The organism is Mesorhizobium sp. M1163, from assembly GCF_040318415.1.
Lineage (GTDB): Bacteria > Pseudomonadota > Alphaproteobacteria > Rhizobiales > Rhizobiaceae > Mesorhizobium.
In genome coordinates this window covers 118,138-142,924 of sequence record NZ_JAMYMF010000009.1, presented here as the reverse complement: position 1 = coordinate 142,924, position 24,787 = coordinate 118,138, and the positions used below count along the sequence as shown (strand labels likewise).

The 24,787-nt window shown below is 61.1% G+C and carries 24 protein-coding genes and 2 pseudogenes; 22 read left to right on the top strand and 4 right to left on the bottom strand.

Translation table 11 applies throughout. The features are described from left to right. Window positions 1–61 precede the first annotated feature (61 nt). The 10 genes and pseudogenes from NKH43_RS11445 to copD all read left to right on the top strand — a co-directional run bounded on the left by NKH43_RS11445 (window position 62) and on the right by copD (window position 10,587). The gene (locus tag NKH43_RS11445; RefSeq protein WP_023722101.1) at window positions 62–1,165 is read left to right on the top strand and encodes an ABC transporter substrate-binding protein; all 1,104 of its coding nucleotides are present in this window, start codon (window positions 62–64) and stop codon (window positions 1,163–1,165) included. 120 nt (window positions 1,166–1,285) lie between these two features. Next, on the top strand, window positions 1,286–2,956 hold the full coding sequence (locus tag NKH43_RS11440) for an ABC transporter permease (protein WP_352508356.1): 1,671 nt from the start codon (window positions 1,286–1,288) through the stop codon (window positions 2,954–2,956). Next, the gene (locus tag NKH43_RS11435) at window positions 2,949–4,013 is read left to right on the top strand and encodes an ABC transporter ATP-binding protein (protein ID WP_023722103.1); all 1,065 of its coding nucleotides are present in this window, start codon (window positions 2,949–2,951) and stop codon (window positions 4,011–4,013) included. The genes NKH43_RS11440 and NKH43_RS11435 overlap by 8 nt, the downstream gene beginning before the upstream one ends. Before the next feature lie 335 nt (window positions 4,014–4,348). Further along, on the top strand, window positions 4,349–5,356 hold the full coding sequence (locus tag NKH43_RS11430; protein WP_352858162.1) for an AI-2E family transporter: 1,008 nt from the start codon (window positions 4,349–4,351) through the stop codon (window positions 5,354–5,356). A gap of 275 nt (window positions 5,357–5,631) precedes the next feature. After that, a pseudogene (locus NKH43_RS11425) lies at window positions 5,632–6,667 on the top strand (IS110 family RNA-guided transposase). Window positions 6,668–6,818: 151 nt separating this feature from the next. Further along, window positions 6,819–8,006: an ISNCY family transposase gene (locus NKH43_RS11420; RefSeq protein ID WP_502906474.1), complete on the top strand. Its 1,188-nt coding sequence runs from the start codon at window positions 6,819–6,821 to the stop codon at window positions 8,004–8,006. After that, window positions 7,939–8,082, top strand: a complete 144-nt coding sequence (locus NKH43_RS35310; protein ID WP_502897232.1) for a hypothetical protein — start codon at window positions 7,939–7,941, stop codon at window positions 8,080–8,082. Before NKH43_RS11420 ends, NKH43_RS35310 begins: the two co-directional genes overlap by 68 nt. A gap of 483 nt (window positions 8,083–8,565) precedes the next feature. Continuing rightward, a complete protein-coding gene (locus NKH43_RS11415; protein ID WP_352452020.1) occupies window positions 8,566–9,108 on the top strand; it encodes a hypothetical protein in 543 nt (180 codons plus the stop codon). Between the two features lie 277 nt (window positions 9,109–9,385). Continuing rightward, complete coding sequence (gene copC, locus NKH43_RS11410) at window positions 9,386–9,727, top strand: copper homeostasis periplasmic binding protein CopC (protein WP_023722111.1); 342 nt, start codon at window positions 9,386–9,388, stop codon at window positions 9,725–9,727. 2 nt (window positions 9,728–9,729) lie between these two features. After that, window positions 9,730–10,587, top strand: a complete 858-nt coding sequence (copD, locus tag NKH43_RS11405) for a copper homeostasis membrane protein CopD (RefSeq protein WP_023722112.1) — start codon at window positions 9,730–9,732, stop codon at window positions 10,585–10,587. 778 nt (window positions 10,588–11,365) lie between these two features. Here copD and NKH43_RS11400 read toward each other — a convergent pair. Then, window positions 11,366–11,545, bottom strand: a complete 180-nt coding sequence (locus NKH43_RS11400; RefSeq protein ID WP_352466309.1) for a hypothetical protein — start codon at window positions 11,543–11,545, stop codon at window positions 11,366–11,368. Between the two features lie 359 nt (window positions 11,546–11,904). On the opposite strand from NKH43_RS11400, the gene NKH43_RS11395 reads away from it, so the two are divergent. Both NKH43_RS11395 and NKH43_RS11390 read left to right on the top strand, forming a co-directional pair. Further along, entirely contained in the window at window positions 11,905–12,549 is a 645-nt protein-coding gene (locus tag NKH43_RS11395) for a DUF1007 family protein (RefSeq protein ID WP_502906472.1), read from the top strand. A 21-nt stretch (window positions 12,550–12,570) separates the two neighbouring features. Next, window positions 12,571–13,284, top strand: coding sequence for a HoxN/HupN/NixA family nickel/cobalt transporter (locus NKH43_RS11390; protein WP_352466347.1), 714 nt, complete (start codon window positions 12,571–12,573; stop codon window positions 13,282–13,284). Between the two features lie 164 nt (window positions 13,285–13,448). Here the strand turns inward: NKH43_RS11390 and NKH43_RS11385 are convergent, their stop codons facing one another. The 3 genes from NKH43_RS11385 to NKH43_RS11375 are packed head-to-tail and all read right to left on the bottom strand — an operon-like array spanning window position 13,449 to window position 15,418. Further along, a complete protein-coding gene (locus tag NKH43_RS11385) occupies window positions 13,449–14,237 on the bottom strand; it encodes a hypothetical protein (RefSeq protein WP_352621854.1) in 789 nt (262 codons plus the stop codon). Between the two features lie 11 nt (window positions 14,238–14,248). Continuing rightward, entirely contained in the window at window positions 14,249–14,986 is a 738-nt protein-coding gene (locus NKH43_RS11380) for a HupE/UreJ family protein (protein ID WP_352858157.1), read from the bottom strand. 48 nt (window positions 14,987–15,034) lie between these two features. After that, complete coding sequence (locus tag NKH43_RS11375) at window positions 15,035–15,418, bottom strand: hypothetical protein (protein WP_352803307.1); 384 nt, start codon at window positions 15,416–15,418, stop codon at window positions 15,035–15,037. A 106-nt stretch (window positions 15,419–15,524) separates the two neighbouring features. Here NKH43_RS11375 and NKH43_RS11370 point away from each other — a divergent pair, with 106 nt between their 5' ends. The 10 genes and pseudogenes from NKH43_RS11370 to NKH43_RS11325 form a co-directional block, all read left to right on the top strand. After that, entirely contained in the window at window positions 15,525–15,806 is a 282-nt protein-coding gene (locus tag NKH43_RS11370; RefSeq protein ID WP_352803304.1) for a metal-sensing transcriptional repressor, read from the top strand. Between the two features lie 9 nt (window positions 15,807–15,815). Next, the gene (locus tag NKH43_RS11365) at window positions 15,816–17,150 is read left to right on the top strand and encodes a cation diffusion facilitator family transporter (RefSeq protein ID WP_352858190.1); all 1,335 of its coding nucleotides are present in this window, start codon (window positions 15,816–15,818) and stop codon (window positions 17,148–17,150) included. A 67-nt stretch (window positions 17,151–17,217) separates the two neighbouring features. Then, on the top strand, window positions 17,218–18,540 hold the full coding sequence (locus NKH43_RS11360) for an MFS transporter (RefSeq protein WP_352858153.1): 1,323 nt from the start codon (window positions 17,218–17,220) through the stop codon (window positions 18,538–18,540). A gap of 9 nt (window positions 18,541–18,549) precedes the next feature. Then, the gene (locus NKH43_RS11355; protein WP_352632864.1) at window positions 18,550–18,990 is read left to right on the top strand and encodes a YqaA family protein; all 441 of its coding nucleotides are present in this window, start codon (window positions 18,550–18,552) and stop codon (window positions 18,988–18,990) included. A 160-nt stretch (window positions 18,991–19,150) separates the two neighbouring features. After that, window positions 19,151–20,713: an ABC transporter substrate-binding protein gene (locus NKH43_RS11350; RefSeq protein WP_352858150.1), complete on the top strand. Its 1,563-nt coding sequence runs from the start codon at window positions 19,151–19,153 to the stop codon at window positions 20,711–20,713. A gap of 28 nt (window positions 20,714–20,741) precedes the next feature. Next, window positions 20,742–21,683: an ABC transporter permease gene (locus NKH43_RS11345; RefSeq protein WP_352632862.1), complete on the top strand. Its 942-nt coding sequence runs from the start codon at window positions 20,742–20,744 to the stop codon at window positions 21,681–21,683. Window positions 21,684–21,687: 4 nt separating this feature from the next. Then, entirely contained in the window at window positions 21,688–22,599 is a 912-nt protein-coding gene (locus NKH43_RS11340) for an ABC transporter permease (protein WP_352858146.1), read from the top strand. Continuing rightward, entirely contained in the window at window positions 22,596–23,609 is a 1,014-nt protein-coding gene (locus tag NKH43_RS11335; protein ID WP_352858143.1) for an ABC transporter ATP-binding protein, read from the top strand. Before NKH43_RS11340 ends, NKH43_RS11335 begins: the two co-directional genes overlap by 4 nt. Continuing rightward, window positions 23,602–24,585, top strand: a complete 984-nt coding sequence (locus NKH43_RS11330) for an oligopeptide/dipeptide ABC transporter ATP-binding protein (protein WP_352858140.1) — start codon at window positions 23,602–23,604, stop codon at window positions 24,583–24,585. The genes NKH43_RS11335 and NKH43_RS11330 overlap by 8 nt, the downstream gene beginning before the upstream one ends. Before the next feature lie 37 nt (window positions 24,586–24,622). Beyond that, window positions 24,623–24,727: pseudogene (locus tag NKH43_RS11325) on the top strand (YqaA family protein); the annotation flags it as partial. Window positions 24,728–24,787 lie beyond the last annotated feature (60 nt).

The following is a 24,787-nucleotide window of genomic DNA, read 5'->3' as shown; positions in this document are numbered from 1 at the left end:
ATGATACTCGCCTTTTGTGCCTGGAGGAGGTACGATTTAGGCGAACTTGGAGGAGACCCTAATGAAAAATCGTCTTGCGACGATGATGGCCGCGTTTTCGCTGTCAGCCGCTTTTGTGACGCTTGCCGCCGCTGCCGAGATCCCCGCCGGGTATCCGGATAACTACAAGGATCTAGTGGCCGCCGCCACCGCGGAAGGACACCTCAGCATCTATTCGACGACCGATGCGGCGCTGGTCCAGCCCTTGCTCAAGGACTTCGAAGCAGCATTCCCCGGCATCGCCGTCGAATATTCCGACCTCAATTCCACCGAACTCTACAATCGCGTCATTGCCGAAACCGCTTCGGGCCAAGGCACGGCAGATGTCGCATGGTCTTCGGCTCCGGATCTGCAGATCAAACTTGCCGCAGACGGCTATGCGCAGGAATACAAATCCGTGGAGGCGGCCCACCTTCCGGCCTGGGCGTCCTACAAGGACATGGTCTATGGTACCACCGCCGACCCGGTGACTTTCGTCTACAACAAGCGTCTCGTGCCTGAAGGCGATGTTCCCGCAACCCACGCCGATCTTCTCAAGCTGATGACTGGGAAGACCGCAGAATATGATGGCAAGATCGCGTCCTACGATCCGGAAAAATCCGGTGTCGGCTTCTATTTCTACAACCAGGACGCCAAGAACTGGACCGATTCCTGGGCGCTTAACAAGGCTTTTGGCAAGGCCCATATCAAGCTCTACAGCTCCGCCGGCTCGATGATCGAGAAGGTCACGTCTGGCGAACATTCCATCGCCTATGGCATCTTCGGCTCATATGGCCTCGCCAAGCAGGCCAAGGACGAGAACCTCGGTGTGATAATCCCGAAGGACTATGTCCTGGTGACCACCCGCGCCACCGTCATTCCGGCGGAAGCCCAGGATCCCAATGCTGCGAAGCTATTCGTAGACTATCTGCTGTCGGCGCGCGCGCAGAAGCTGATCGCCGACGACATCAAGCTCTATGCCGTTCGTGATGACGTTGAAGGGGCAACCACGCTGGCGTCCATAAAGGCCGCCGCCGGTGAAAACGTTCACCCGATCGCGCTCGACGACAAGCTGCTCGAAGGTCTCGACGAGACGACACGGCTGGCGTTCCTCAACGAGTGGCAGAAAGCCATGAAGGGCGAGTAATCGCTTGATCGGGAGTGCCTCCACAGTCGGCTCTCTCACCCTTCTTGCTATTAAGAATCATCGGAACGGCGCGCTTGCGCTCTTGCTAGCGGACGGCCCCCGGCTTTGTTCGAGGCAATCATGCCCTTCCGTGTCTTTCGTGTCAGCACCAACCTCCTCGCCATCCTGGTGGTGCTGGCGCCGGTCACCCTGATCATTTATCAGAGTTTTCTGTCCGCGCCTTTCTTCCAGAAAACCGCGCATCTGTCGCTGAACGCCTACAGCTTCATCCTCGCGGACGCGGATTTCTGGCTAGCGCTGACGACTTCGCTCAAGCTCGCGGTGGGCATGACGGTGATCGCAGTTCCGGTGGGAATCCTGCTGGCGTTCATCATCGTGCGCACCGACGTGCCGGGCAAGCGCTGGCTGGAGCCGATCATCCTGATCCCGGTTTTCATGTCGGCGGTGGTGCTGGCCTTCGGCTATGTGATGACACTGGGACCAGTCGGCTTCGTCTCGCTGGCGGTCAAGTCGATGATCGGCTACGTGCCCTGGAATGTCTATTCGGTGACATCGATCGCGATCATTGCCGGGCTCACCCATGTCCCACATGTCTATCTCTATGCATCGGCGGCGCTCCGCAACGTTGGCGCCGACCTCGAAGAGGCGGCACGCACCGCCGGCGCTGGCCCTTGGCGCGTCGCCGCCAGTGTGTCGCTGCCCATGGTGATGCCGGTGGTGCTCTATGCGGCGGTTCTGGTGTTCTTCCTCGGTTTCGAACTTTTCGGCCTGCCGCTGGTGCTTGGCGATCCGGAAGGCGTGCTGGTTCTCGCCACCTATCTCTACAAGCTCACCAACAAGCTCGGTGTTCCTTCCTACCAGTTGATGGCCGTAGTGGTGGTGGCGATCATCATGATCGCGCTGCCGCTGGTCGTGCTGCAGCGCTACATGCTGCGCAACGCCAGCCGCTATGTGTCTGTCAAAGGCAAGGGCAGTCGGCACAACCCCATCCGGCTGGGCGCTCTTCGCTGGCCGGCCTTCGCGCTTGTGGTGGCCTGGTTCGCGGCCACCGTGATCATACCGGTGGGCGGCGTCGCAATTCGTTCACTGGTGACAAGCTGGGGCGTCGGGGTGAATATCTTCCAGGTGCTGACGTTGGATCACTATCGCGATCTCGCTGACTATCCGAATGTCATCAGCGCCATTCTCAACACGGTCGGCGTCGCGGTGGTCGGCGGCGCGGCTTCGATCGCGGCCTATACTGCCGTGGCACTCGCCGGTCACCGCTCGAACGCACCCCTGACTAAAGTCGTCGATTACGTGGCCATGATACCGCGGGCGATGCCGGGCATTGTGGCTGGCCTGGCCATGCTGTGGATATTTCTCTTCTTCAAGCCGATCGCACCCCTGCGTGCCACGATGATCTCGGTATGGCTCGCCTATACCATTGTCTGGTTCGCCTATGGCATGCGGCTGATTTCCGGAACGCTCCTGCAGATCGGCAAGGAGCTCGAGGAAGCCGGCCGGTCAGTTGGCGCCAGCGAGGGCCGGGTCGCCCGGGACATCACGCTGCCGCTCATCCGCGGCGGCATGTTCTCGGCCTGGCTGTTGATCTTCCTGATCTTCGCCCGTGAATATTCGACGGGCGTCTATCTGCTCGGACCGGGAACCGAAGTGATCGGCTCGCTCATGGTTTCCCTTTGGGGCACCGGCGCGATCGATCTGGTCTCGGCTCTCGCCGTCATCAACACCGTCATCATCGTGACCGGTCTTGCCCTCGCGATGCGCTTTGGAGTCCGCCTCAATGACTGACATCATCATAGACGGCCTGCGCCTCAGTTACGGCAACCTTGAAATCCTGAAAGGTGTGTCCTTCTCGGTCGAACCGGGTCAGATCGTCGCCTTGCTCGGCGCGTCCGGGTCCGGCAAGACGACGCTCTTGCGAGCGGTCGCCGGTCTGGAGACACCCAACAGCGGCAAGATACTGCTCGGTGACAAGCCGCTTTTCGATGCCGGGCAGAACATCAATCTGGCGCCGGAAACGCGCGGTCTCGGGCTGGTATTCCAGTCCTATGCGCTGTGGCCTCATCGGACGGTGTCCGAGAATGTGGGTTATCCCCTGAAGCTGCGCAAAGTGTCCCAGGCAGATGTTGCGAGCCGCGTCCAGAAGGCTTTGGACAGCATCGGCCTCGGCAAACTGGGCGAACGCTATCCGCATCAGCTCTCCGGCGGACAGCAGCAGCGCGTGGCGCTGGCCCGCGCGCTGGTCTATGAGCCGAACGTGATTCTGCTCGATGAGCCGCTGTCAAATCTGGACGCCAAGTTACGCGAAGAAGCGCGGATCTGGCTGCGCCGCCTCATCACCAATCTCGGGCTATCGGCGCTGTGCGTCACCCATGATCAGGTGGAAGCGATGGCGCTCGCCGACCGCATCCTGCTGCTCAACGGCGGCCAGATCGAACAGGACGGAACACCCAAGCAAATCTACAACAAGCCGAAGAGCCTGTTTGCAGCAGAGTTCATGGGTGCCAGCAATCGCCTTGACGGCGTGGTCACCGCCATCAACGGCAACCGTGCGGAAATTGTCGCCAACGGCATCCATCTTGTGGGCAGCGCCCAGCAGGAGCTGACCGTCGGCGCCAAAGTCACCGCACTCGTCCGGCTTGAGCGGGTGACGTGGTCCGGGGAGGACGGCCCTGGACGTATCGCCATGACCTGCGTCGAGAGCCTTTTCCTTGGCGATCGGCATGAAGTCATTTTCGAAAGCAATGACCTGACCATCCGGACCTATTCCCGGGACGCCCTTCCGTCCGGCCAATACCATGTCGAGTTCCCGTTCGAGGATCTGATGGTCTTCGCGGCGGAATGAACTCCGGCGTTCACCACGAAGAGGATCATTCTTGCCAACCGGCATAAACATCGTCGAGCGGCTGACCTGCCACGGGCAATTTCCTCCATCTGAGATCAAAGTCCGGCCTCGATTGAAGGGCGGACTGATGAAGAGAATGCGGTTTACGCAAGAGCTGATCATCGCGGTCCTGCGTGAGCATGAGGCGGGGCAAAAGCGGGCGACCTGGCGCGCAAGCATGGGACCTCCGAGGCGGTTAGCCTTACACACGTGTTGAACGCGTGTTCGCTTGCGCATCACCGGGTATCAAAGCTAATGAAACCCGGAGAGGACTTGGCTGCTTCTGCAGGTGAAAAGTGCTGATTTTCTCATGGTTCTATCTCGCGTCGTGCCTGCTTGCGCTTATAGCGCTCGTCGCCGTTCTCGAACTCGGGCTGCTTCCGGCACTGCTTTCGGGCCTTCTCGTGTTCAATCTCGTTCATTTCGCCGCACCGATGCTCCATCGAATCGGCGTTTCCAACAGCCTGACGAAAAGCCTTGCGCTGACCTTGGTGGCATTGATTTTCACGCTCCTGGTAGCCGCCGCTATCTTTAGCGGCATGTCGCAATTGACTGGCGGTTCGGAGAACGTCGTGACGCTCCTCAAGAAGATGGCCGAGATCATCGATACCGCGCGCGTCCATCTCCCGACCTGGGCGATGACCTATTTTCCGTCGAACATCGAGGAACTGGAAGTCTTCGCGGCCCGGTGGCTCCGCGAACATGCCGGCCAGCTTCAACTCGTCGGGCGGGATGTCGGCGTCCTGGTGGTCCACATTGTCGTCGGCATGGTGATCGGCGGCTTGATCGCGGTGAGCTCGGCGGCGCCATCGCGCGAGCCCGGCCCACTGGCGGTCGCGCTGGCGGATCGTGTCAACATTCTGAGCAAGGCCTTTCGCAACATCGTGTTCTCGCAAATCCGGATTACGGCGTTGAATACGTTTCTGACGGCGGTCTATCTCGTCGTTGTTCTGCCGTCCTTCGGCATCGATCTGCCATTCATCAGGACAATGATAGCGCTGACTTTCGTCACCGGCCTTCTGCCGGTCATCGGCAATCTGATCTCCAACACGGTGATCGTGGTTGTCAGCCTCAGCATCTCCTTCCTTGCAGCACTCGGCTCGCTTGCCTTTCTCATCATCATTCACAAGCTCGAATACTTCGTAAACGCCAAGATCATCGGTTCGCGGATCAATGCGCGTGCCTGGGAGCTTCTTCTGGCGATGGTTTTCATGGAAGCCTGGTTCGGTATGCCGGGTCTTGTCGCCGCGCCGATCTATTATGCCTATCTGAAGGCTGAACTGACGATGCGCGGGCTAATCTAGTTTCCGTCCATAAACGGCAAACGATTGATTCTGTTGGATGAATCGCGGCTTTGCGCGAGCAAGGCCCGGCGGTTTCAGGTATCTTGGATCATGCCACTGATTCCAAAGCCTTGCCACCGCCGGAGCCGACAATGCGCCAAGAACGCACCGTCCAAGATGGGGTATTCGGCTTGCGCCCCATCTTGGCGGAGCGGCATGGAGGTGCTGCGCTTCGAGCTGATGGTAGAACGTGGTCTGTCCGAAACAGCCACAAGCATCAGGAAAGGAAGCGCAGCATGAAACATTATGCAGGATTGGACGTCTCGGTGAAAGAGACGGCAGTGTGCATCGTCGACGAAACAGGCACGGTTTGCCGCGAGATGAAAGTTCCCAGCCATCCGGAGGATCTTGCGCGGGTGCTCAAGGATCCTGCCTGGAACTTTGAGCGGATCGGTCTTGAAGCCGGGCCCTTATCGCAATGGCTGTTCGAGGCCCTTGCCAAAGCCGGCCTGCCGTTGATCTGCATTGAGACGCGTCACACCAAGGCATTCCTGAAGGCGCAGGTGAACAAGACCGACCGCAATGACGCGCGCGGCATCGCACAGATGATGCGGGTCAACCTGTTCCGCCCGGTGCGTGAAGACCCTGACGAGCCAGAAGCGTCGGGCGTTGCTGACGGCGCGCAAGCTGCTGCAGGAAAAGGCGATTGCCATCGAGAACGACATCGCGGGCTGCTGCGCAACTTCGGGCTCAAGGTCGGCATCGTCGGTACGGGCAAATTCGAGCAACGCATCCACGAACTGGTTGAAGGCATGCCTGATCTGGCCGAAATCGTCGAACCGCTTCTCGACGCTCGCGGCAAGCTGCGCCAGCACTTTGCCACCCTTCACCGCAAGCTTTTGGCGATCGTCCGGGATGAGGAAGTTTGCCGCCGACTGATGACGACACCAGGTGTAGGCCCCGGTCGTGGCTCTGGCCTATACCACCACCATCGACATTCCGGCCCGCTTCCGCAATTCGAAAGCGGTCGGACCGGTTTTGGGTCTGACACCTGTGCTCCATGAGTCGGGCGAAAGCCGCCGGGTCGGCCGGATCTCGTTATGCGGTGACGATATGATGCGAACGCTGCTCTACGAAGCCGCGCAGGTCCTACTGACGCGCGTGACGAAGTGGTCCTGGCTGAAGGCCTGGGCGATGAACGTCGCCAAGCGGCGTGGTCGGCAGAGGGCCATCGTTGCGCTCGCCCGTAGACTAGCGGTGATCATGCATCGCATGTGGAGCGATGGCACACGGTTCCACTGGACAAAGGAAAGCACACCGGTCGCCGTCTGAACTGGGCCGTTAAGAAGGAGACAACAAAGTTCCACTTGCCGGTGGAAAAACGTCCTTCGCGGGACGAGGGATGAGGTGAGTTCGCTATGCTGGCGGTGCCAGCATATTCGATCTTTTCGCCACGCACGAGATCGGTCACGAGTTGAAGGCGATGTCGCAATGGCTGGATGAGCATCGCGACCTTCTTGGCTTGGTGGCGCGCGATTTGGTGCGGGTCGACGTCAAGGCCACCGGACGGCAGGGCCTGCCTGCCGAAGCGGTGTTGCGCTGCGCGATCCTCAAGCAATACCGGCAACTGAGCTACCAGGAGCTGGCGTTCCATCTTGAGGACTCCGCTTCGTTTCGCGCCTTTGCTCGCCTGCCTTTGTCATGGAGCCCGCACAAGTCGGTGCTGCAAAGGACCATCAGTGCGATCCGGTCCGAGACCTGGGAACAGGTCAATCGGGTACTGCTGTCGAGCGCTCGGCAGGCGAAGCTCGAAGATGGCGCAGTCGTGCGGCTGGACAGCACCGTGACCTCGGCACTCATGCACGAGCCGAGCGACAGCAGCCTGCTTTGGGATGCCGTGCGGGTCATGGTGCGCCTGCTGAAGCGGGCTGACGCCTTGGTCGGCGGTGCCGGCTCAGCATGGCGCGATCATTGCCGCGCAGCCAAGAAGCGGGCTCGCAAGATCCAGTTCACGCGCGGTCGACCCAATCGGGTCCAACTCTACCGCGAGCTGATCGCAATCGCCCGTGCGACCTTGACTTATCTGGAGCAGGCGAGCGAGCGATTGGTAGTGGCGAGCACACCGTCCATCGCACTGTGGCAGCTCCAGGTCCGTCACTATCGGCCGCTGGTCGAACGCATCATCAGACAGAGCGAGCGGCGGGTATTGGCCGGCGAGCCGGTGTCGGCCGGCGAGAAGCTGGTCAGCCTGTTCGAAGAGCATGCCGATATCATCGTCAAAGGCAGCCGCGACACCGAGTATGGCCACAAGCTCAACCTGACCACCGGCAAGAGTGGAATGATCCTCGATCTGGTGATCGAGAAAGGCAACCCGGCCGACAGCGACCGATTGCTGCCGATGCTGGAGCGTCACATAGGCATTTGGGGTCAGGCGCCACGGCAGGCAGCAGCCGATGGTGGCTTCGCCACGCGCGACAACCCTGGCCACGGCGAAGGCGTGGGGCGTCTCCGACATGGCCTTCCACAAGAAAGCCGGCCTCAAGATCGAGGATATGGTCAGAAGCAAGTGGGTCTATCGCAAGCTGCGCAACTGTCGCGCCGGCATCGAAGCTGGCATCTCGTGCCTCAAACGCGCTTACGGCCTGGCGCGCTGCACTTGGCGCGGCCTTGATCACTTCAAAACCTACGTCTGGTCCTCGGTCGCGGCCTACAACCTCGTCCTCTTCACCCGCCTCAGGCCGACCTGATATCAGCTCGGCATCGCAGCCGTCCCGCCGGCAGAGCCGCCGGCAATGGCGTGCGTCCGATCGTTGCCAAGCACTGCATTTTGTCGATCATCAACTATTCCTGACCTGTCCATGCCCGTCAACGGCGCTTCCGGTCGGATCCAAGCGATTGCAAATGCTGCGAAATACCGGCGTTTATGGACGGAAACTAATCTAGGGTTAGGGCAGGTGGCGATTTGACGACGCAAGCAAGGTTGCTGGGAAACCGCGCAAATTTGGCCACTCGCTGAACAGCACCATCTTGGTTAGTGAACCCTCAGGAGTTTCGTGACCGATTTGAAGGCCCCCGTTTAATAGCACACCCCCTGCAAAGACATTAGACAGCGCTAAAACGTAAATTGTCCGGAGGCATGTAATCTGCTACTGCTTAATCACCGACAAACGGCTCTGGAAAGCCGTGCGTCGGACATCATGCACAAGATCAACTCAAACCGGAGAACGGCCATGAAACGGCTGCTGACGGTCGCTGCCCTTTTGGCGGCAGGCAGTTTGGTTACGATGCAAGGCGCAGCCGCCGACGACGCTGCGATGATCAAGAGCGCTGAATCTGCCGCACCCCCTGCCGTGGCAAGCGGCGCTGCGGTCTACGCCGCGGATGAAAAGGGCGCCATGCGCACCTTGCGCGAGGGCAAGAACGGCTTCTGGTGCATGCCGGACAGCCCGTCCACGCCCGGCCCGGACCCAATGTGCGGCGATGCCAACGCGATGGAATGGGCGATGGCATGGATGGAAAAGAAGGAGCCGCCCAAGGGCAAGGTCGGCTTCATGTACATGCTGTCCGGCGGTACCGATGGCAGCAACACCGATCCCTATGCGACGAAGCCCGAGGAAGGCAACAATTGGATAGAGACCGGCCCGCATGTGATGATCGTCAACGCAATGGACATGATGCAGGGCTATCCGACGGACCCCAAGCCTGACACATCCAAGCCCTATGTGATGTGGCCGGGCACTCCATACGCACATCTCATGATCCCGGTTAAGTAGCTGAAATGGAGTCACGCGGGCGCAAACGCTTGTTTCGCCCGCGCTTGTCCTGATAATTACAAACGCTTGCGGCGTCCGTGACCTTCAATCGAGAGTCTCGGCGGTCGGTAGCGTGTTGGCCTGATCTCCCATCACTTTTCCGGCAAATGGAAAATTTCGTGACAGCTCGAACGGTGGCGGCCCTGCAACACCAACAAATTCGTATACTCGTCAGAGAGTGCATAGTCTTTGATGACCGTCGCCGCGGGAGGAGTTCGCGTTGAATCGGACTATCGGAATGATCGCCACACTTGCGCTGTGGAGCGTGCCATTATCGGGCCAGGCGCTTGCGCATGCTCGATTGGTCGAGGCTACTCCAGAGATCAATAGCACCATTGCCGCTCCGCCCACCGAGATTGGACTGCGGTTTAGCGAATCCATTGAGGCTCGATTCTCGGGCATCGATCTGTCGGGGCCGGATGGTGCGAAGATCACCACGGAGATCGCGGTGCGCGATAAGGACATGGTGGCACCTGTATCAAGGTCCCTTGCGCCGGGTGTTTATCAAGTTGATTGGCACGTGCTGTCAGCAGACGGGCACAAGGTGAAGGGCAATTTCAAATTTGAAGTCAGACCGTAGAAATGGACGTTGATGGCACTCTGGCCTTCGCCCGGTGGGTCTACTTCCTCTCAGTGATGATTCTATTCGGGTCGGCACTCTTCCCTTTCTATGCGCTAGACAGAACCGCGGCTCCCGCGCTTGCGCCTCTACCCCGTAACATCAATCCTGCCCTCGCACTTGCGGCCGCAATCTTCGCGGCAATTTGGCTGCTGTGCTTTACGGCCGGGCTCTCCGGACGCGAGGGTATGGTTGACACCTTGCGCGGCGTTCTCATGGAAAGCGACTTCGGAACTGTTTGGTTTGTTCGCCTTTCGCTCGTTCTCCTGCTCCTGGTGATCAGTTTCTCGGGGCGGCCCGAATTGATCGTCGGGCCGGCTTTCTTGCTACTGACCTGCGAGGGTTGGCAGGGCCACGCGGCGGCGTTGGGCCTTCTAGGCTCACTGACTCAAGCTCTCCATGTTGCAAGTGCCGGGGCGTGGATAGGTGGCCTCCTGCCCCTCGGCCTGCTTATCGCGGCAGCACAGCGGCATCCATCCGAAGTCGCAGGCGTGGAAACCGTCCTGTGGCGCTTCTCCCGCTTTGGTATGGTGGCGGTTGCGCTCATTTTTTTGACGGGTGCCATGAACACTTGGCTCGTGCTTGGCTCGTTCCCCGATCCGCGCAACAGCTACGGTCGAGTTCTCCTGTTCAAGATCAGCCTATTCGTCGCGATGGTCGGTTTGGCGGTCTACAACCGATACGCCCTGGTCAGCCGCATGAAGTCCGAACCGGCCAAAAGCTTGGGCACATTGTCTCGCAACGTTGCGCTGGAGCAGATCATCGGGTTTGGGGTGCTTATGGATGTAAGCGCGCTGGGGCTTATGGATCCGTACGCGTGACGCGCTGACTTTGCAATTATCCGCTGGCAACGTTTCTGCAATTCGCGATCGACACTCACCTCTATCCGCCTGGCGCACAGAGTGGCTGGCCGGTCTGGCTGCCGATCTTAACCAACGTCGGGACGTGTGGAGCGCGGATATATGCCTGCGACCTAGACACGATTCCATGCGTAAACGAGTAACTGCCAGCACCAGCCGGCCAGCGTTCATCGCTCCTTTGATCCCCACCCTGGTGGAGAAGCCTCCCGAGGGCCGAGGGATGGACACACAAGTTCGACGGCTATCGCGGGTCTTCAATGCGGACCGCGTTGGAGAATAACTGGCGAATGATACTACGGGGCGACGGCGCAGCCGCCGACAGTCGGATGCAGGTCGATCTCGTCGCAGCCGCTGGGCCCGCTAAATGGCACTCTTGACTAACGTGCCAGAGGGTCCATTTTTTGACCCTGCGGTGTGCTGATGTCGAAGCCCCTCTTTATCCCGGCGCTTGCTGCTATATGCCTGAGATCGCCGCTGGTGCGTGCCGATAATGTCGATCTGGCGTTGGAAGCTTTTCACGGTATTTGTCTTGCCCATGGACCTGACTTCGAACGAACCGTCCTGCGGCCAGGAGACGCGGATGGACTCCGTTGTCCGGCGACGCAGCACTTGCCCCCGTCGGTGACGTAGGCGCCTTCCAGGACTGGGAGGCGACCGGTGACGACCTCCCGGCCAAAACCATGATCGCGGTGACAAAAGCCACTTGAATGGCAAGTCCGTGCAACCTTGCTCCATAAAGCTATTCGATGTCGACGGCGCGCCATTCGAGGAGCGTTTCTTCGCCCGGACGGATGCCGAAACAATCGGCGAGGACAGAAACGGAATGCAAGTTTCCAAACTCTGCATATTGACAGTCGGCAATCGCAAGCACTTGTCCATTTGACGTTCCCGAGGTCCGGATCACATCGAACACGGTCATTGCAAGCTCGATCGCCGACGACTAGGGCGGATCAGCTGGTGTTATCAGCACGGGACGCGGGGCTTTTTGCGTTTGCAAGGAACTCGCGATAGGAATGCTCTGAATCGATCAGGAGCAGGAAATTGAGCGATCGGCAAAAGATCATCTGGATGATAGTGCTGGCAATCCTTGCTGGTATCGCGGTGATCATGCTCAAACATTGGCTGAAGGGCGACCTTGGGTAGCTGCCTCCTTAGATGAAGCAACACAGCCCTGATCGATCAAGGTTGGTATGGGCTTTGGCCCGTCCCATTTCGGCCTGCTTGCAATGGCAGGTGTCCTGCCTGATGCGGAATCGACGAGCGAAATGTGAGCGAAGAATGCAACTGACAGGCATGGTATCCGGCGCGGCGCTGTTGCTCGCTTCCACCGCGGCAGCGAACGCCCATCCGCATGTCTTTGCCGAAGCGAAGCTGGACCTGACCGTCGATCCAGACAAGACGGTCAAGTCGCTTCGGCATCTCTGGCGTTTCGACGACCTCTTTTCCAGCACTGTGCTGATGGAATTCGACAAGAATTCCGACCTTGTCCTTGATGCGAAGGAACTCGATGAAGTCGCTCTCACCGTCCATGCGTCGTTGGCCGAGTACAACTACTTTCAGATGGTGACCTTGAACGGCAAGGACGTGACGATGGCGCCACCGCCGAAGTTCAGCGTCAGCTATGAAAACGATCAACTCGTCGTCCAGTTCGAAACGCAGCCGAAGGACCCGTTGGCCCTTGCTGGAAAAGTCAGTATCGGTGTCTACGATCCGACCTTCTACACGGCAATCGATTTTACCGAGGACGAAAAGCTTGCGGTGGCCGGTCTGCCGCAAGGCTGCTCACGTTCCGTCGTCCGTCCAGATCCGGACACGGCCATCGCGCAGAACCAGAAGAGCCTGACAGACGCGTTCTTCAGTGACCCGACGGGGACCGATCTCGGCAAGATTTTCGCGACGCGCCTCGAATTGACGTGCGGCTGACCCGGAGCCGGTTCGATGGCCATGTTCCAGACGCTGGTCGAGTTCCAACGCACGATCTACCTGGCGTTGGCCGAGCAGATCAAACTGCTTGCGGCTGGCGGCGGTTGGCTGGCGTTCACGGCCTTTCTGCCCATGGGCATTCTGTTCGGTGCGGCGCATGCGCTGACGCCGGGCCATAGCAAGGCTGTCCTGGCCACCTATCTGGCAGGATCGGACGCCAGCGTCCGGCGTGGGCTTCTGGTGTCGCTGACACTCTCCTTCACGCATGTAACGATTGCCGTGCTGATCGCGGCGCTCTCGTTGCCGTTGGTATCGATTGCCCTGGGCAGTGTTGGCCGAGCCCCACTGCTGGAAGACGTCAGTCGGGGCCTGCTTGGCCTGATCGGCATTTGGATGCTCTGGCGCGCATTGAGCCACGGCCATCACCACAAGCATGAGGGCGAGGCCGTCGGCGTCATGGCCGGCCTGATCCCATGCCCGCTGACGCTTTTCGTGATGACCTTTGCGATATCCAGAGGCGTTCCGGTCGCCGGCATTCTTTTCGCAATCACAATGATGGCCGGCGTGGCGCTGACGCTGTCTTGCGTTGCGGTGCTGTCGATCCTGTTTCGTGAACGTCTGGTGCATTTTTTCGATAGCCGGCCACGCCTGTTCGATGCCATTTCCCGAGCCATTGAGGGCGCTGCCGGCTTGGCGCTTGCCGGCGTAGCCGTTTGGCAAATCTCGTCGGGCTGAAATGCCGTGAACCAGATCGAGCGATGGATCAAGACCCGTTTACCTGAAGGTCAGCCGTGTCTTCGTCGCGGCGCAAAGCTTCGACGCGCATCTGCGCTCGTCGGTGGAACAGACGGATAGGTGACGCCCGAGGCTCGAAGTGGCGCCGGGCGACCCTGTATGCGCTAGATCATACGCTTGATGTCGATGTAGTCGCCTTCAGCCTGGATCGTCAGGGTCACGTCGCTGCCACCGCGGTTGCGCCAGAACCAACCATGATTTCCATCGAAGGCGGCTTCAATGGCACCTTCGTCAGCTGGAACGCTGCGACCCTTTTCATAGCTGACGGACTGACCGCCGCCATCGCCGTGCGTCTCGAAGTTCACCACGCCGCCGTCAGCTGTCCAGGAAAAGTTTGCCTTGGCCCCCTGCCGCATCACGAGCTTGACTTCGGCACCCTGGCCTGGCGCCAACGTGAAGGATAGCTCGTCTTGCCTTCCATCTGGCTGGATCGGGGCTTCCGAGGTTGCTTCGGCGGCAGGCGTTATAGCAATGGCCGGAGCCTCGGCAGGAGCGATCTCTCCAACTGTCACATTGTCTTGGGATACGGCCTCCCCAGTTGGCGACGGCTGCAAAGCAGGCCGTTCGGCGGTCAGGGCGACGAGGAGGTTTTCGATTCGGTCCATGCGCGCCATCAACTCGGCCGGAGGGACCATTTGCGTCATCCGCTCGGTTGGTGCCTTCGCGCTGGCCATTTCGTCGGCTGCCGCCTCGGCTGCCAGCTGTGTCTTGATTTCGCCCATTCTGGTGAGGCCGAGCAATCTGCCTGCTCCGGTCGGGTCGATCGCATACTCGGACGGCATGACGACCGTGATGACCAATGCGAAAGCCGTCAGCGCGGCAATGAAGGTGGAGCGCTTCAGCTGCGCTGACGTCGGCAAATCGGCGCGGCTGGGAAGGTCGGTGTTGTACATGATTCGGTTCCTTATGCGGCGACGAACAGGCCGGTGAGCTGATATCCGATCAGCAGGAAACCAGCCGTCATCATGATGACGTTTGCGGTATAGGCGTGGCGCCAGAAACTTCGTGTCCGGCGCCAGTAGCCCATCACGATCAGCATGGCGCCAAGAGCCAAGAGCTGCCCGATCTCGACGCCGACATTGAAGGCCAAAAGGTTGGCCACCAGGCCGTCCGGCGAGATGTTGTATTCGATGATCTTCGTCGACAGGCCGAAACCATGGAAGAAGCCGAAGACCAGCGTCGTGATCTTGGTGTTCGGCTGGAAGCCGAGCCATCTCTGGAAAGCGCCCATATTGTCGAGCGACTTGTAGACCACGGACAGCCCGATGATGGCGTCGATTATGTAGCTGTTGATGCCGACGTTGAAATAGACGCCAAGCAGCATGGTCGTGGAGTGGCCGAGCGCGAACAGGCTGACATAGATGCCGATATGCTTCATCCGGTAGAGGAAAAAGATTACCCCGAACAGGAACAGGATGTGGTCGTATCCGGTCACCATGTGCTTGGCGCCGAGATAGATGAAGGGCAGCACGTTAATGCCCGAGATTTCCTGGATATAGCCCTCGTCGCCCTCGGCCACGGCGTGGGCGAAGGCAGCCCCGCCCAGGAGCGGCAGCGTCAGGAGAGCGATAAGCAGGGGCAGGGCGGGTCGCCGACGCGCGTGGCGCGCGCGTGGCCGGCCCCGGTCGAAGGGTCGTTGCATAGAATTTCCAATCTTCGTCGTTGAGGGTGGCCGCGCGAGCGGCCGCGATCATGCGGCGAGGAATGGTCTCGGCGGTCGCTCGAGCCGGAATGTCGTGTCCGGATCGACGAAAGTCAGCGGATAATTCAGCCAGCCCCGTTCGAGCTGCGGAACGGTCGGTGCGAAGTCGGAGGGCGTACTCGCCGTCTCGTGCGAGTGGTCTGCCGCATTGTGCCCGTGAAAATGTCCAAAGCTCTGCTCGTCCGAAACGCCATCATCGTGTGCGTGGCCATGATCTTCGATCTGTGCGGCGGCTCCGCCGTGACGTTCAACCGCGGTGGCAATCGCGATCGGATCGTGTGAGGTCGAATAGCCGAAAGGACGCAGCACGCCGAACATCATCGCTAAAGCGATGACCAGACAAAAAACCGTGCTGTGGATCCGATTCGGCATGAACGGCGATTATTCTCCAAAATCCTAACGAATGGTTGTTGACTGCACCGGAATCGAGGCCTCTTTGAGGCTTGTTGTATCCCCTCCAAGAGGATAGTATCAAGAGATGAGCGAGCAGCCTCATACCCACGAAACCCATCCCGATATCATCAAGCGCCTGAAGCGGGCTGGCGGACATCTGAAGGGCGTGATCGAAATGATCGAAGCGGGCCGGCCCTGCCTCGATCTTGCCCAGCAGCTCCATGCTGTCGAGCGGGCCATCGCGCAAGCCAAGAAGACCCTGATCCAGGATCATCTCAACCATTGCCTTGAAGACGTCGTCGGGCCGCTGGCGCGCGAGCAGCGCCGCTCGATCGACGAGTTCAAGGATATCACCAAGTACCTGTGAGAGAACACCATAATGGATAAGATACGCGACTGGTTCGGCTTCGGTCCGATGACGCAGGGCTTCGGCGGCCATGGACATGATCATGGTGATGGTGATGGCGGCCATGGCCACACCCACGGCGTCATCGATCCGACGATCGCCACGACGACGCGCGGCATCTGGGCAATCAAATGGTCATTCGTCGTTCTGGCCGTCACGGCAGCGCTCCAGCTTGTGGTCGTGTTCCTCTCCGGCAGCGTGGCGCTGCTGGCCGACACCATCCACAATATCGGGGACGCGGTCACCGCCGTCCCGCTGTGGATCGCCTTCATGCTGGTCCGCCGCAAACCGAGCAAGGCGTTCACCTACGGCCTGGGCCGCGTCGAGGATCTGGCCGGGATCGTCATCGTTCTCATCATTCTTTTCAGCGCCATCGTCGCAGGCTATGAAGCGATCGACAGGCTGATCAATCCGCGTCCCATCGCATTTCTTGGCTGGGTCGCCATCGCCGGCCTCATAGGCTTCATCGGCAATGAAGCGGTGGCCGTATTTCGCATCCGCGTCGGCCGAGAGATCAACAGCGCGGCGCTGATCGCGGACGGCTACCATGCCCGCACCGACGGCTTCACCAGCCTGGCAGTCGTCCTTGGCGCTATCGGCGTGTGGCTGGGCTTTCCGCTTGCCGATCCGATCATCGGACTGCTGATCACCGCGGCGATCTTCGCCATCGTCTGGCAGTCGTCGAAAGCCGTGTTGACCCGCATGCTCGACGGAGTCGAGCCCGCCATCGTCGATGAAATCCATCATGCCGCCGAGCACGTATCCGGCATCGAGCATGTCCATAGCGTGCAGGCACGCTGGATCGGACATCGCCTGCATGCCGATGTCGCCATCAGTGTTCCGGAGATGGCGACGGCCAAGGACGTGCTGGGCGTAACCGAAGCCCTCAAGGAGGAGCTGTTCGCCCACTTGCCGGCGTTGGCGGAAGCCAATGTCCGCCTGATGAGCTCGGCCGGGCCGGCCGCGGAAATCTCTCATGCTCACCATCATGCGCCAGAGCCCTTCAAGGTAGTCTGCGATCTGGCTGAAGGGACATTGGAAATCGTCGATACACCGGCCGGCGAGCGGATGCGGCTGACTATCGATCGTCACGCCGATGACTTGGCGGCGACGGTGATTATCGATCGACCCGAAGGGCCAGAGACGCTTCGCCTCGATCCCGTTGCAGACAACCATCATCGGCTTGAAAGCACCGTCGCCCCTGCTGAGCCGCATGAGTTCCAGGCGAGGTTGATCCTGGCCGCGAATGGTCGCGAGCAGGTGCTGCCATTCAAGATGGTCGAGCCGGAAGGCCACCACCACTGAGACAGGCGGGCTGTCGCGCTACATTCCTGGCTCGACGAACCCCCAATCCGCTGCAAGAAGGCAAAATATGCTTCAGGTCCTGGCCAATCGCACTTACCGTCATCTCTTCCTGGCCCAGGTCATCGCCCTGATCGGCACTGGCCTTGCCACCGTGGCGCTAGGGCTGCTGGCCTATGATCTTGCCGGCGCCGATGCCGGCGCGGTGCTCGGCACGGCGCTCGCCATCAAGATGATCGCCTATGTCGGCGTGGCGCCTGTCGCCGCTGCGTTCGCAGAGCGCCTGCCACGCCGCACCATGCTGGTTTCGCTCGACCTCATCCGGGCTGCAGTCGCGGTGTTCCTGCCCTTTGTCACCGAAGTCTGGCAGGTATATCTTCTCATCTTCGTCCTGCAGTCGGCGTCGGCAGGCTTCACTCCGGCCTTCCAGGCCTCTATTCCTGACGTGCTGCCCGAGGAGAAGGACTACACGCGAGCCCTGTCGCTGTCGCGACTGGCCTACGACTTGGAAAGCGTCGTCAGTCCCATGCTGGCCGCGGCGCTGCTTTCCGTCATCAGCTTCCATAGCCTGTTCGCCGGTACGGTTATCGGCTTTCTCGCCTCGGCGGCGCTGGTGGTGTCGGTGGTCCTGCCGAGCCCTAAACCGTCGCAGCCGCGCGGCGTTTACGATCGTACCACGCGCGGATTGCGCATCTATCTGGCGACGCCGCGATTGCGCGGGCTGCTGGCCCTTAACGTTGCCGTCGCGGCGGCAAGCGCGATGGTGATCGTCAACACGGTCGTCCTGGTTCAGGCACAGTTCGGCCTCTCTCAAAGTGACACGGCGCTGGCGCTCGCAGCCTTCGGCGGCGGATCGATGATTGCAGCCCTTGCCCTGCCGCGGCTGCTCGAGAACGTCCCGGACCGGGTTGCGATGCTCTCGGGCGCCGCGATCCTGGTCGTGGGCGTGCTGGTGGGACCTCTCGCCGGCAGCTACTATCTGCTGCTGGCGCTCTGGTTCGTGCTCGGGCTCGGCTATTCGCTGGCGCAGACGCCTTCGGGCCGATTGATCAGGCGTTCCGCCGATGCCGTCGACCGGCCCGCTCTGTTTGCTGCCCAATTCGCGCTTTCGCATGCCTGCTGGTTGATCACGTATCCCATTGCCGGCCGCGTCGGTGCGGCGATGGGATTGCCTTTCACATTCATTCTGCTCGGCGTCATAGGCGCCGCTGCTCTGCTTGCCGCGATCTGGCTTTGGCCGAAACATGATCCCGACGTGCTTGTGCATACGCATGTCGATCTGCCTGAGGACGACCGGCACATCGGCGACGCAGTATGGTCGGAAGCGGGGTATGAGCATTCGCATGGCTACGTCGTCGATGATCGGCACCCGAAATGGCCCAAGACAAGCTGAGAACTCAACATGCTTGGCGAGCTCGCCATCTATGGCGGTCTATTTCTGACCGCGTTCGCGGCGGCGACCATCCTGCCGATGCAATCGGAAGCAGCCCTTGCGGGACTGCTTCTGACAGAAAGCTATGCCCCGACTCCGCTCATCGCCTCCGCAAGCGCCGGCAATGTGCTCGGCTCGATCGTCAACTGGTGGCTCGGCCGGGGCGTCGATCGCTTTCGCGACCGCAAATGGTTCCCGGTGAAGCCCTCCGCGCTGACGCGCGCGACGCGATGGTATCAGCGCTATGGACGATGGTCGCTGCTGTTGAGCTGGTTGCCATTCGTTGGCGATCCGCTGACGGTTGTGGCGGGAGCGCTGCGAGAGCCATTCTGGAGCTTCCTTGCGATCGTCACGATCGCGAAGGTCGGCCGCTACCTCGCGCTGGCGGCGATGACGCTGAGCTGGATTTAGCCCTTGTCGAGACCCGCGCCGGCATGGCGACATTACGCGAGAGGGCGCATTTCCTTTGCCAAACGCAGCGCTGCGCGCCAACTTGGATTTGCGCCGCATATGTCTATACAAATGGGAATGCATGTGTACAATCACACCAATCAAAAAATGGGGAACTGACATGATGACTCTCGACCGCCGCAATTTCCTTGTTTCCACCGCTGGCCTTGCCTTCGCCGCCGCGCTGCCACGCGCCGCCTTTTCCGAAACCAACGACACGCTGAAGATTGCCATCGCCGCAGAGACCGGCGATCTCGATTTGCTGCAGAACGTTTCGACGCTGAGCACCTACACCATCGTCTTCGATGCGCTGATCCATTATGGCCAGAATGGCGCGCTGGAGCCGGGACTTGCCACCAAATGGACCATTGCCGACGATCAGCTTTCGATAGCCTTCGATCTGCGTGAAGGCGTGACCTTCAGCGACGGCACGCCCTTCGATTCCACCGCGGCCGAATGGAACCTCAAGCGCTGGATGGGGGTGAGCGACTTCTCCTGGATCGGCATCTCCGACGCGTTCGACAGCATCGTCACGGACGGACCGAACAAGCTGACGGTCAAGCTGAAGCGGCCGGTGCCGGCGGCACTCCTCGAACTCACAATCGTGCGGCCTGTCCGTTTCCTGTCGCCCAAGGCAGTCGACAAGGATGGCAAGCAGACTGCGCCGATCGGGACCGGTCCGTGGATCGTCGAAAAATACGATTCGAGCGGCACCAGCCTCGTTCGCAACGACAAATACTGGGGTGAGAAGCCGCTCTTCAGCCGCATGGAATTGAAGATGGTTCCCGATGAACTCGCCCGCGCCAACGGCCTGCGTTCAGGCGACCTCGATGTCATCGGTGGCGACTGGGTCGCGACGCTGTCGCCGCGCCGCGCTCGCGCGCTCGAAAGCGACGGCATGAAGGTCGTGGCCGAGCCGGGCACGGCGACGATGCTGCTCGGCTATTCGCCGAAGTCGAAGATCATTGCCGACAAGGCCGTCCGCGACGCCGTCTATGCATCGGTCGACCGGGCGGCGATCGCCAAGGTGCTGTTCGAGGGCTTTGCCGACCCGGCCGCCGATCTGTTCCCGGCGAACGTGCCTTCGTCGGGCAAGCGGTATGACGTGCCGGTGCGCGACGTGGCGGCGGCCAAGAAGATCCTCGCCGATGGCGGCTGGGTCGACAGCGGTGGCGCCTGGACCAAGGCTGGCTCTCCGCTGGCCATCGACTTTCTGGTTTCCGAAGAATCCCTGCCAGGGTCGCGGCGCATCGCCGAAATGATCCAGGGTCAGTTGTCCGAGGTCGGTTTCCAGGTCCAGGTGTCCTCGGTGGACAATGCCACCATGCATGAACGGCGTCCGGCCTTCGACTACGACCTGGCCTTCTTCACCACCTATGGAGCGCCCTACGATCCGCACGGCACGCTCGGCAACGCCTTCGTCTCGACCGCCGACAGCGGCCCTGACGGCAAGATCTACGTCTCCGACGCGCTCGACGGCGTCGTCAAGGCTGCGCTCGAGGCGAGCGGCGCCGAACGCGACCTGAAGATGCAGGCCCTCTACGACTGGCTCCACGACAACACCGCCATCTGTCCTCTCGTTGTCAGCCAGCGACTGTGGGCCCACAATCCGCGCGCGGAGAATTTCTCGCTCCCGGCGACCGACTATGATCTGCCGTTCAAGGCGATTACGCTGAAGGCCTGAAGACTTCGAGCCTAAGCGAGGCCTGACGATGAAACGCACGATCCTGCGACGGATGCTGCTTGCCTGCCTTTTGATCCTGGCGGCATCCGCGCTGACATTCGCCCTGGTTGCGGCGGCTCCGGGCAATGTTGCGGCACTGATTGCCGAGCGTGCGGCAGGCCCTGGCGCGAGCGCCGAAATGATCACCAAGATCGGCAACGAGCTTGGCCTTCACGACCCGCTGCCGATCCGCTATGGACGCTGGCTGGCCAGCGCGCTGGCCGGCGATTTCGGCATATCGCTGCGAACGGGAAAGCCGATTTCTCGGGAGTTTGCCGCCCGCATTCCGATGACGGCGGCTCTGCTTGCCGGCGGCGGCGTTCTCGCCTTCATTTTCTCGATCACGCTTGGCATTGCCGGGGCCGTCAGCAATGGCGGCTTCATGGACAGATTCCTGCACGCATTTTCGCTGATCGGCGCATCGACCCCCAACTTCTTCGTGGCGGCGCTGCTGGTGATCGTGTTTTCGGTCATGCTCGGCTGGGTGCCCACCTTCGGCACGAGCGGCTTCACCTCATGGCTTTTGCCATGGGTGACGATCGCGCTGTTCCCAGCCTCCGTTCTCAGCCGTGTCGTTCGGGTCAACCTCCAGGAAGCGATGTCGCGGCCGTTTGCGACCACTGGCTTCGCAAAAGGCTATACCAGAACGCAGGTGCTGTTGCGCGAGGCGCTACCCAACATCGCCATTCCGTTCCTGACGACATTCGGGGCGCAATTCACGCTGATGATCATCGGATCGATCGTCGTCGAGACGGTGTTTGCATTGCGCGGCGTCGGTGCCTTTTTCATCGAGGCGATACGCTTCCGCGACTTCATCGGCATGCAGTCGGTGCTGCTGCTGTTTGTCGTCTTCTTCGTCATGGTCAATTTCATCGTCGACATGATTTGCATCGTCGCGGATCCACGAATGCGCCGGGCGCGGGGAGCATGAGGCGATGAACATTTCCGCGATCAGGGACATCAAGGACTGGCCGTGGCTGGTGCTGCTCCCCGTCATCGGCTTTGTGCTGATCGGCATCTTCGCTCCTGTGATCATGCCTTACGATCCAAGTGCGCAGGACTATTCGGCGACACTGGAGGGCACGAGCTGGAGCCACTGGCTGGGCACCGACTATCTCGGCCGTGACGTCTTGAGCCGCATCGTCGGTGGCGCGCGCATTTCCCTGGTAGCCATGGTCATCGTGCTCGTCGCCGCCTTGGCGATCGGAGTGACGATCGGCTCCTTCGCCGGCTATGTCGGCGGTCGCGTCGAGCTCGTCCTGATCAGCATCATCGACATTGCGCTGGCGCTTCCGAGCCTGGTGATCGCGCTGGCGTTGATCGGCATTCTGGGCACGGGCTATTGGTCGATGATCACAGCGCTCACCCTGGCGTGGTGGGCGAACTATGCCCGCATGAGCCGCGCCGTCGTCACCGCCGAGCTGCAACAGCCCTATATCGAGGCGGCGAGGGTCATGGGCGCCGGCCATCTATGGATATTTGTCCGCCATATCCTGCCGCATGTGCTCGCTCTCGTCGTCGTCTACGCAAGCGCCGACGCTGGCGCGCTTGTGCTGGCCATAGCGACGCTCAGCTTTCTCGGACTTGGCGTCGCGCCGCCGACGCCGGAATGGGGCCAGATGCTGGTCGACGGCATGAGCTACATCGAGGAGGTGCCGCGCCTCGTCGTGCTGCCCGGCATCGCGCTGACGCTGGTCGTGGTCAGCTTCAACCTTCTGGGCGAAGCCTTTGCATTGCAAAAGGTGCCGCGGCCGGTTCGCGGCGCGACATTGCGCAAGCGCCGTAACGCGCGTGCTCGCGAAGAAGTCGAGCGTAACGCCGTCGAAACAGGAACGACTTCAGCATGAGCGACGCTCAGCCGATCTATTCGATCGAAGATTTGGTCATCGACCTCTACGCCACCACCGTTTCGGTGCGGGCGGTGGACGGGGTGTCGTTCAACGTCCGTCCGGGAGAAACGGTCGCGGTCGTCGGCGAAAGCGGTTCGGGAAAGACCGTCATGACGCTCGGGCCGCTCGGTCTGCTGCCCGAGGGCGTGACCGTGGACATGAAAGGGTCGGCGCGAGCCGACGGAAGCGAACTGCTCAGCATCGGTTCCCGGCAATTGTCGGACCTGCGCGGGCGCTATTTCGGCGTGATTTTCCAGGACCCGATGAGCGCGTTGAACCCGATGCTGAAGATCGGCCCGCAGCTGGCACGCCAGGCGCGCCGTTTCGCTGGTCTGTCGCATCAGGCAGCGCGCAAGGAAGCGGTCTCGCTTCTGGCGCGCTCCGGCATCCCGGACCCCGAGGATCGCTATAACCGCTATCCACACGAAATGTCGGGCGGCATGCTTCAGCGTGCGATGATCGCGCTGGCGCTTGCGGCGCGGCCGCGCGTGCTGATTGCCGACGAGCCGACAACGGCGCTGGACGCCACCGTCCAGGCGCAAATCCTGGAGCTCATCCGTCAGATCCAGCGCGAGGACGGCATCGCGGTCGTGCTGATCACGCACGATATCGGCGTGGTCGCTTCCGTCGCCGACCGCGTCATCGTCCTTTACGCCGGCCAGGTGGCGGAGGAGGGGGCGGCGATGGATGTGCTGACCCGGCCGGTCCATCCCTATACGCGCGGGCTGCTCGCATCGGTGCCGGATTTTCGTGCCGACGAGCGCGCGGCGACCCGCGAGATACCGGGCCTGCCGCCAAACCAGATCCGGCTGGAACCGGGTTGCCGGTTTGCCGAGCGCTGCGAACTGGTAGAAGCCGGTTGCCGGCAGCACCGGCCGCCGCTGCAGACGATATCCGCGTCGACAAGCCCGCACCGCGTGGCTTGCCCGGTCGTGCTGAAACGAGAGGGGATCGCCGTCCATGTCTGATGTCGCGGCGATCGAGGTCAGGGGATTGAAGGTCCATTTCGCCAACGGTTCGGGCACCGGCGCGGTGCGGGCGGTCGACGGCATAGACCTGACGGTCGCGCGCGGCGCGTTCCACGGCATCGTCGGCGAGTCCGGCTGCGGCAAGACCACGCTGGCCCGCACCATCGTCGGTTTGCAGAAGGAGAGCGAAGGCACCGTCCTGATTAGGGGAAGGGATCGCGCCGAATGGCTGAAATCGGACAGGAAGTCGTTCAGCCGCGAAGTCCAGTTCGTCTTCCAGGATCCATTGGGGTCGATGAGCCGCCGCCAGTCCGTCTACCAGACACTGGAGGAGCCGCTGCAGATCCATCGCTTCGGTTCATCAGTCGAGCGCCGGCGCCGCATCGCCGAGCTTCTGGACCTGGTTGCGCTGCCTGCGACGGTGCTCGACCGTTTACCAAGGTCGCTCTCCGGCGGCCAGCGCCAGCGCGTTTCGATTGCGCGCGCACTCGCCCTCAAACCATCCATACTGGTATGCGACGAACCCCTCAGCGCGCTCGACGTTTCGATCCGGGCGCAAATCGTCAACCTGTTTACGTCGCTGCAGAAGCAGCTTGGTCTGACCATTGTCATTGTCGCGCATGATCTGGCGATCGTGCGCGAGGTCTGCTCGGACGTGACGGTGATGTATCTCGGCCGCATCTCGGAAGCTGGCGTGACCCGGCCATTATTTCGCGAGCCGGCCCATCCCTACAGCCAAGCGCTGCTGTCGGCTGTTCCTTCTCCCGATCCTCGCATCGAAGCCGGGCGCCGCCGGATCATTCTCGCCGGCGATCCGCCAAGTCCCAGCGCGCCGCCTCCGGGGTGCCGGTTCAACACGCGCTGTCCGGTGGCGATCGATGTCTGCCGGGTCGAGGAACCGATGCTGCGATCGGTGCCGCATGGCGGCGTTGCAGCCTGTCATCTGGCCGATAGCGGCCGCCGCCCGGTTATCTGAAAAGATGGCGTTTCTGCCCCCAACGCGTTTCGCGAGGCTGACCGTCATTGCCGGTGTCCTGCGCGAGCTTTTTTTGCTGGTCACTGCCGCCAAGGTCGGCCGTTATCTTGTTCTTGCCGCCGTGACGCTGAGCGTCATCTGACCTCGCGAAGCTTCTCCAACCTGAGCGGGTTAGGCCCTGACTGGTTCGAAGGAGCCAGCC

Coding starts and splice junctions, on each gene's coding strand:
- NKH43_RS11445 (WP_023722101.1), top strand. CDS start 62: ATGAAAAATCGTCTTGCGACGATGATGGCCGCGTTTTCGCTGTCAGCC.
- NKH43_RS11440 (WP_352508356.1), top strand. CDS start 1,286: ATGCCCTTCCGTGTCTTTCGTGTCAGCACCAACCTCCTCGCCATCCTG.
- NKH43_RS11435 (WP_023722103.1), top strand. CDS start 2,949: ATGACTGACATCATCATAGACGGCCTGCGCCTCAGTTACGGCAACCTT.
- NKH43_RS11420 (WP_502906474.1), top strand. CDS start 6,819: ATGTCGCAATGGCTGGATGAGCATCGCGACCTTCTTGGCTTGGTGGCG.
- NKH43_RS11415 (WP_352452020.1), top strand. CDS start 8,566: ATGAAACGGCTGCTGACGGTCGCTGCCCTTTTGGCGGCAGGCAGTTTG.
- copC (WP_023722111.1), top strand. CDS start 9,386: ATGATCGCCACACTTGCGCTGTGGAGCGTGCCATTATCGGGCCAGGCG.
- copD (WP_023722112.1), top strand. CDS start 9,730: ATGGACGTTGATGGCACTCTGGCCTTCGCCCGGTGGGTCTACTTCCTC.
- NKH43_RS11400 (WP_352466309.1), bottom strand. CDS start 11,545: ATGACCGTGTTCGATGTGATCCGGACCTCGGGAACGTCAAATGGACAA.
- NKH43_RS11395 (WP_502906472.1), top strand. CDS start 11,905: ATGCAACTGACAGGCATGGTATCCGGCGCGGCGCTGTTGCTCGCTTCC.
- NKH43_RS11390 (WP_352466347.1), top strand. CDS start 12,571: ATGTTCCAGACGCTGGTCGAGTTCCAACGCACGATCTACCTGGCGTTG.
- NKH43_RS11385 (WP_352621854.1), bottom strand. CDS start 14,237: ATGTACAACACCGACCTTCCCAGCCGCGCCGATTTGCCGACGTCAGCG.
- NKH43_RS11380 (WP_352858157.1), bottom strand. CDS start 14,986: ATGCAACGACCCTTCGACCGGGGCCGGCCACGCGCGCGCCACGCGCGT.
- NKH43_RS11375 (WP_352803307.1), bottom strand. CDS start 15,418: ATGCCGAATCGGATCCACAGCACGGTTTTTTGTCTGGTCATCGCTTTA.
- NKH43_RS11370 (WP_352803304.1), top strand. CDS start 15,525: ATGAGCGAGCAGCCTCATACCCACGAAACCCATCCCGATATCATCAAG.
- NKH43_RS11360 (WP_352858153.1), top strand. CDS start 17,218: ATGCTTCAGGTCCTGGCCAATCGCACTTACCGTCATCTCTTCCTGGCC.
- NKH43_RS11355 (WP_352632864.1), top strand. CDS start 18,550: ATGCTTGGCGAGCTCGCCATCTATGGCGGTCTATTTCTGACCGCGTTC.
- NKH43_RS11350 (WP_352858150.1), top strand. CDS start 19,151: ATGATGACTCTCGACCGCCGCAATTTCCTTGTTTCCACCGCTGGCCTT.
- NKH43_RS11345 (WP_352632862.1), top strand. CDS start 20,742: ATGAAACGCACGATCCTGCGACGGATGCTGCTTGCCTGCCTTTTGATC.
- NKH43_RS11340 (WP_352858146.1), top strand. CDS start 21,688: ATGAACATTTCCGCGATCAGGGACATCAAGGACTGGCCGTGGCTGGTG.
- NKH43_RS11335 (WP_352858143.1), top strand. CDS start 22,596: ATGAGCGACGCTCAGCCGATCTATTCGATCGAAGATTTGGTCATCGAC.
- NKH43_RS11330 (WP_352858140.1), top strand. CDS start 23,602: ATGTCTGATGTCGCGGCGATCGAGGTCAGGGGATTGAAGGTCCATTTC.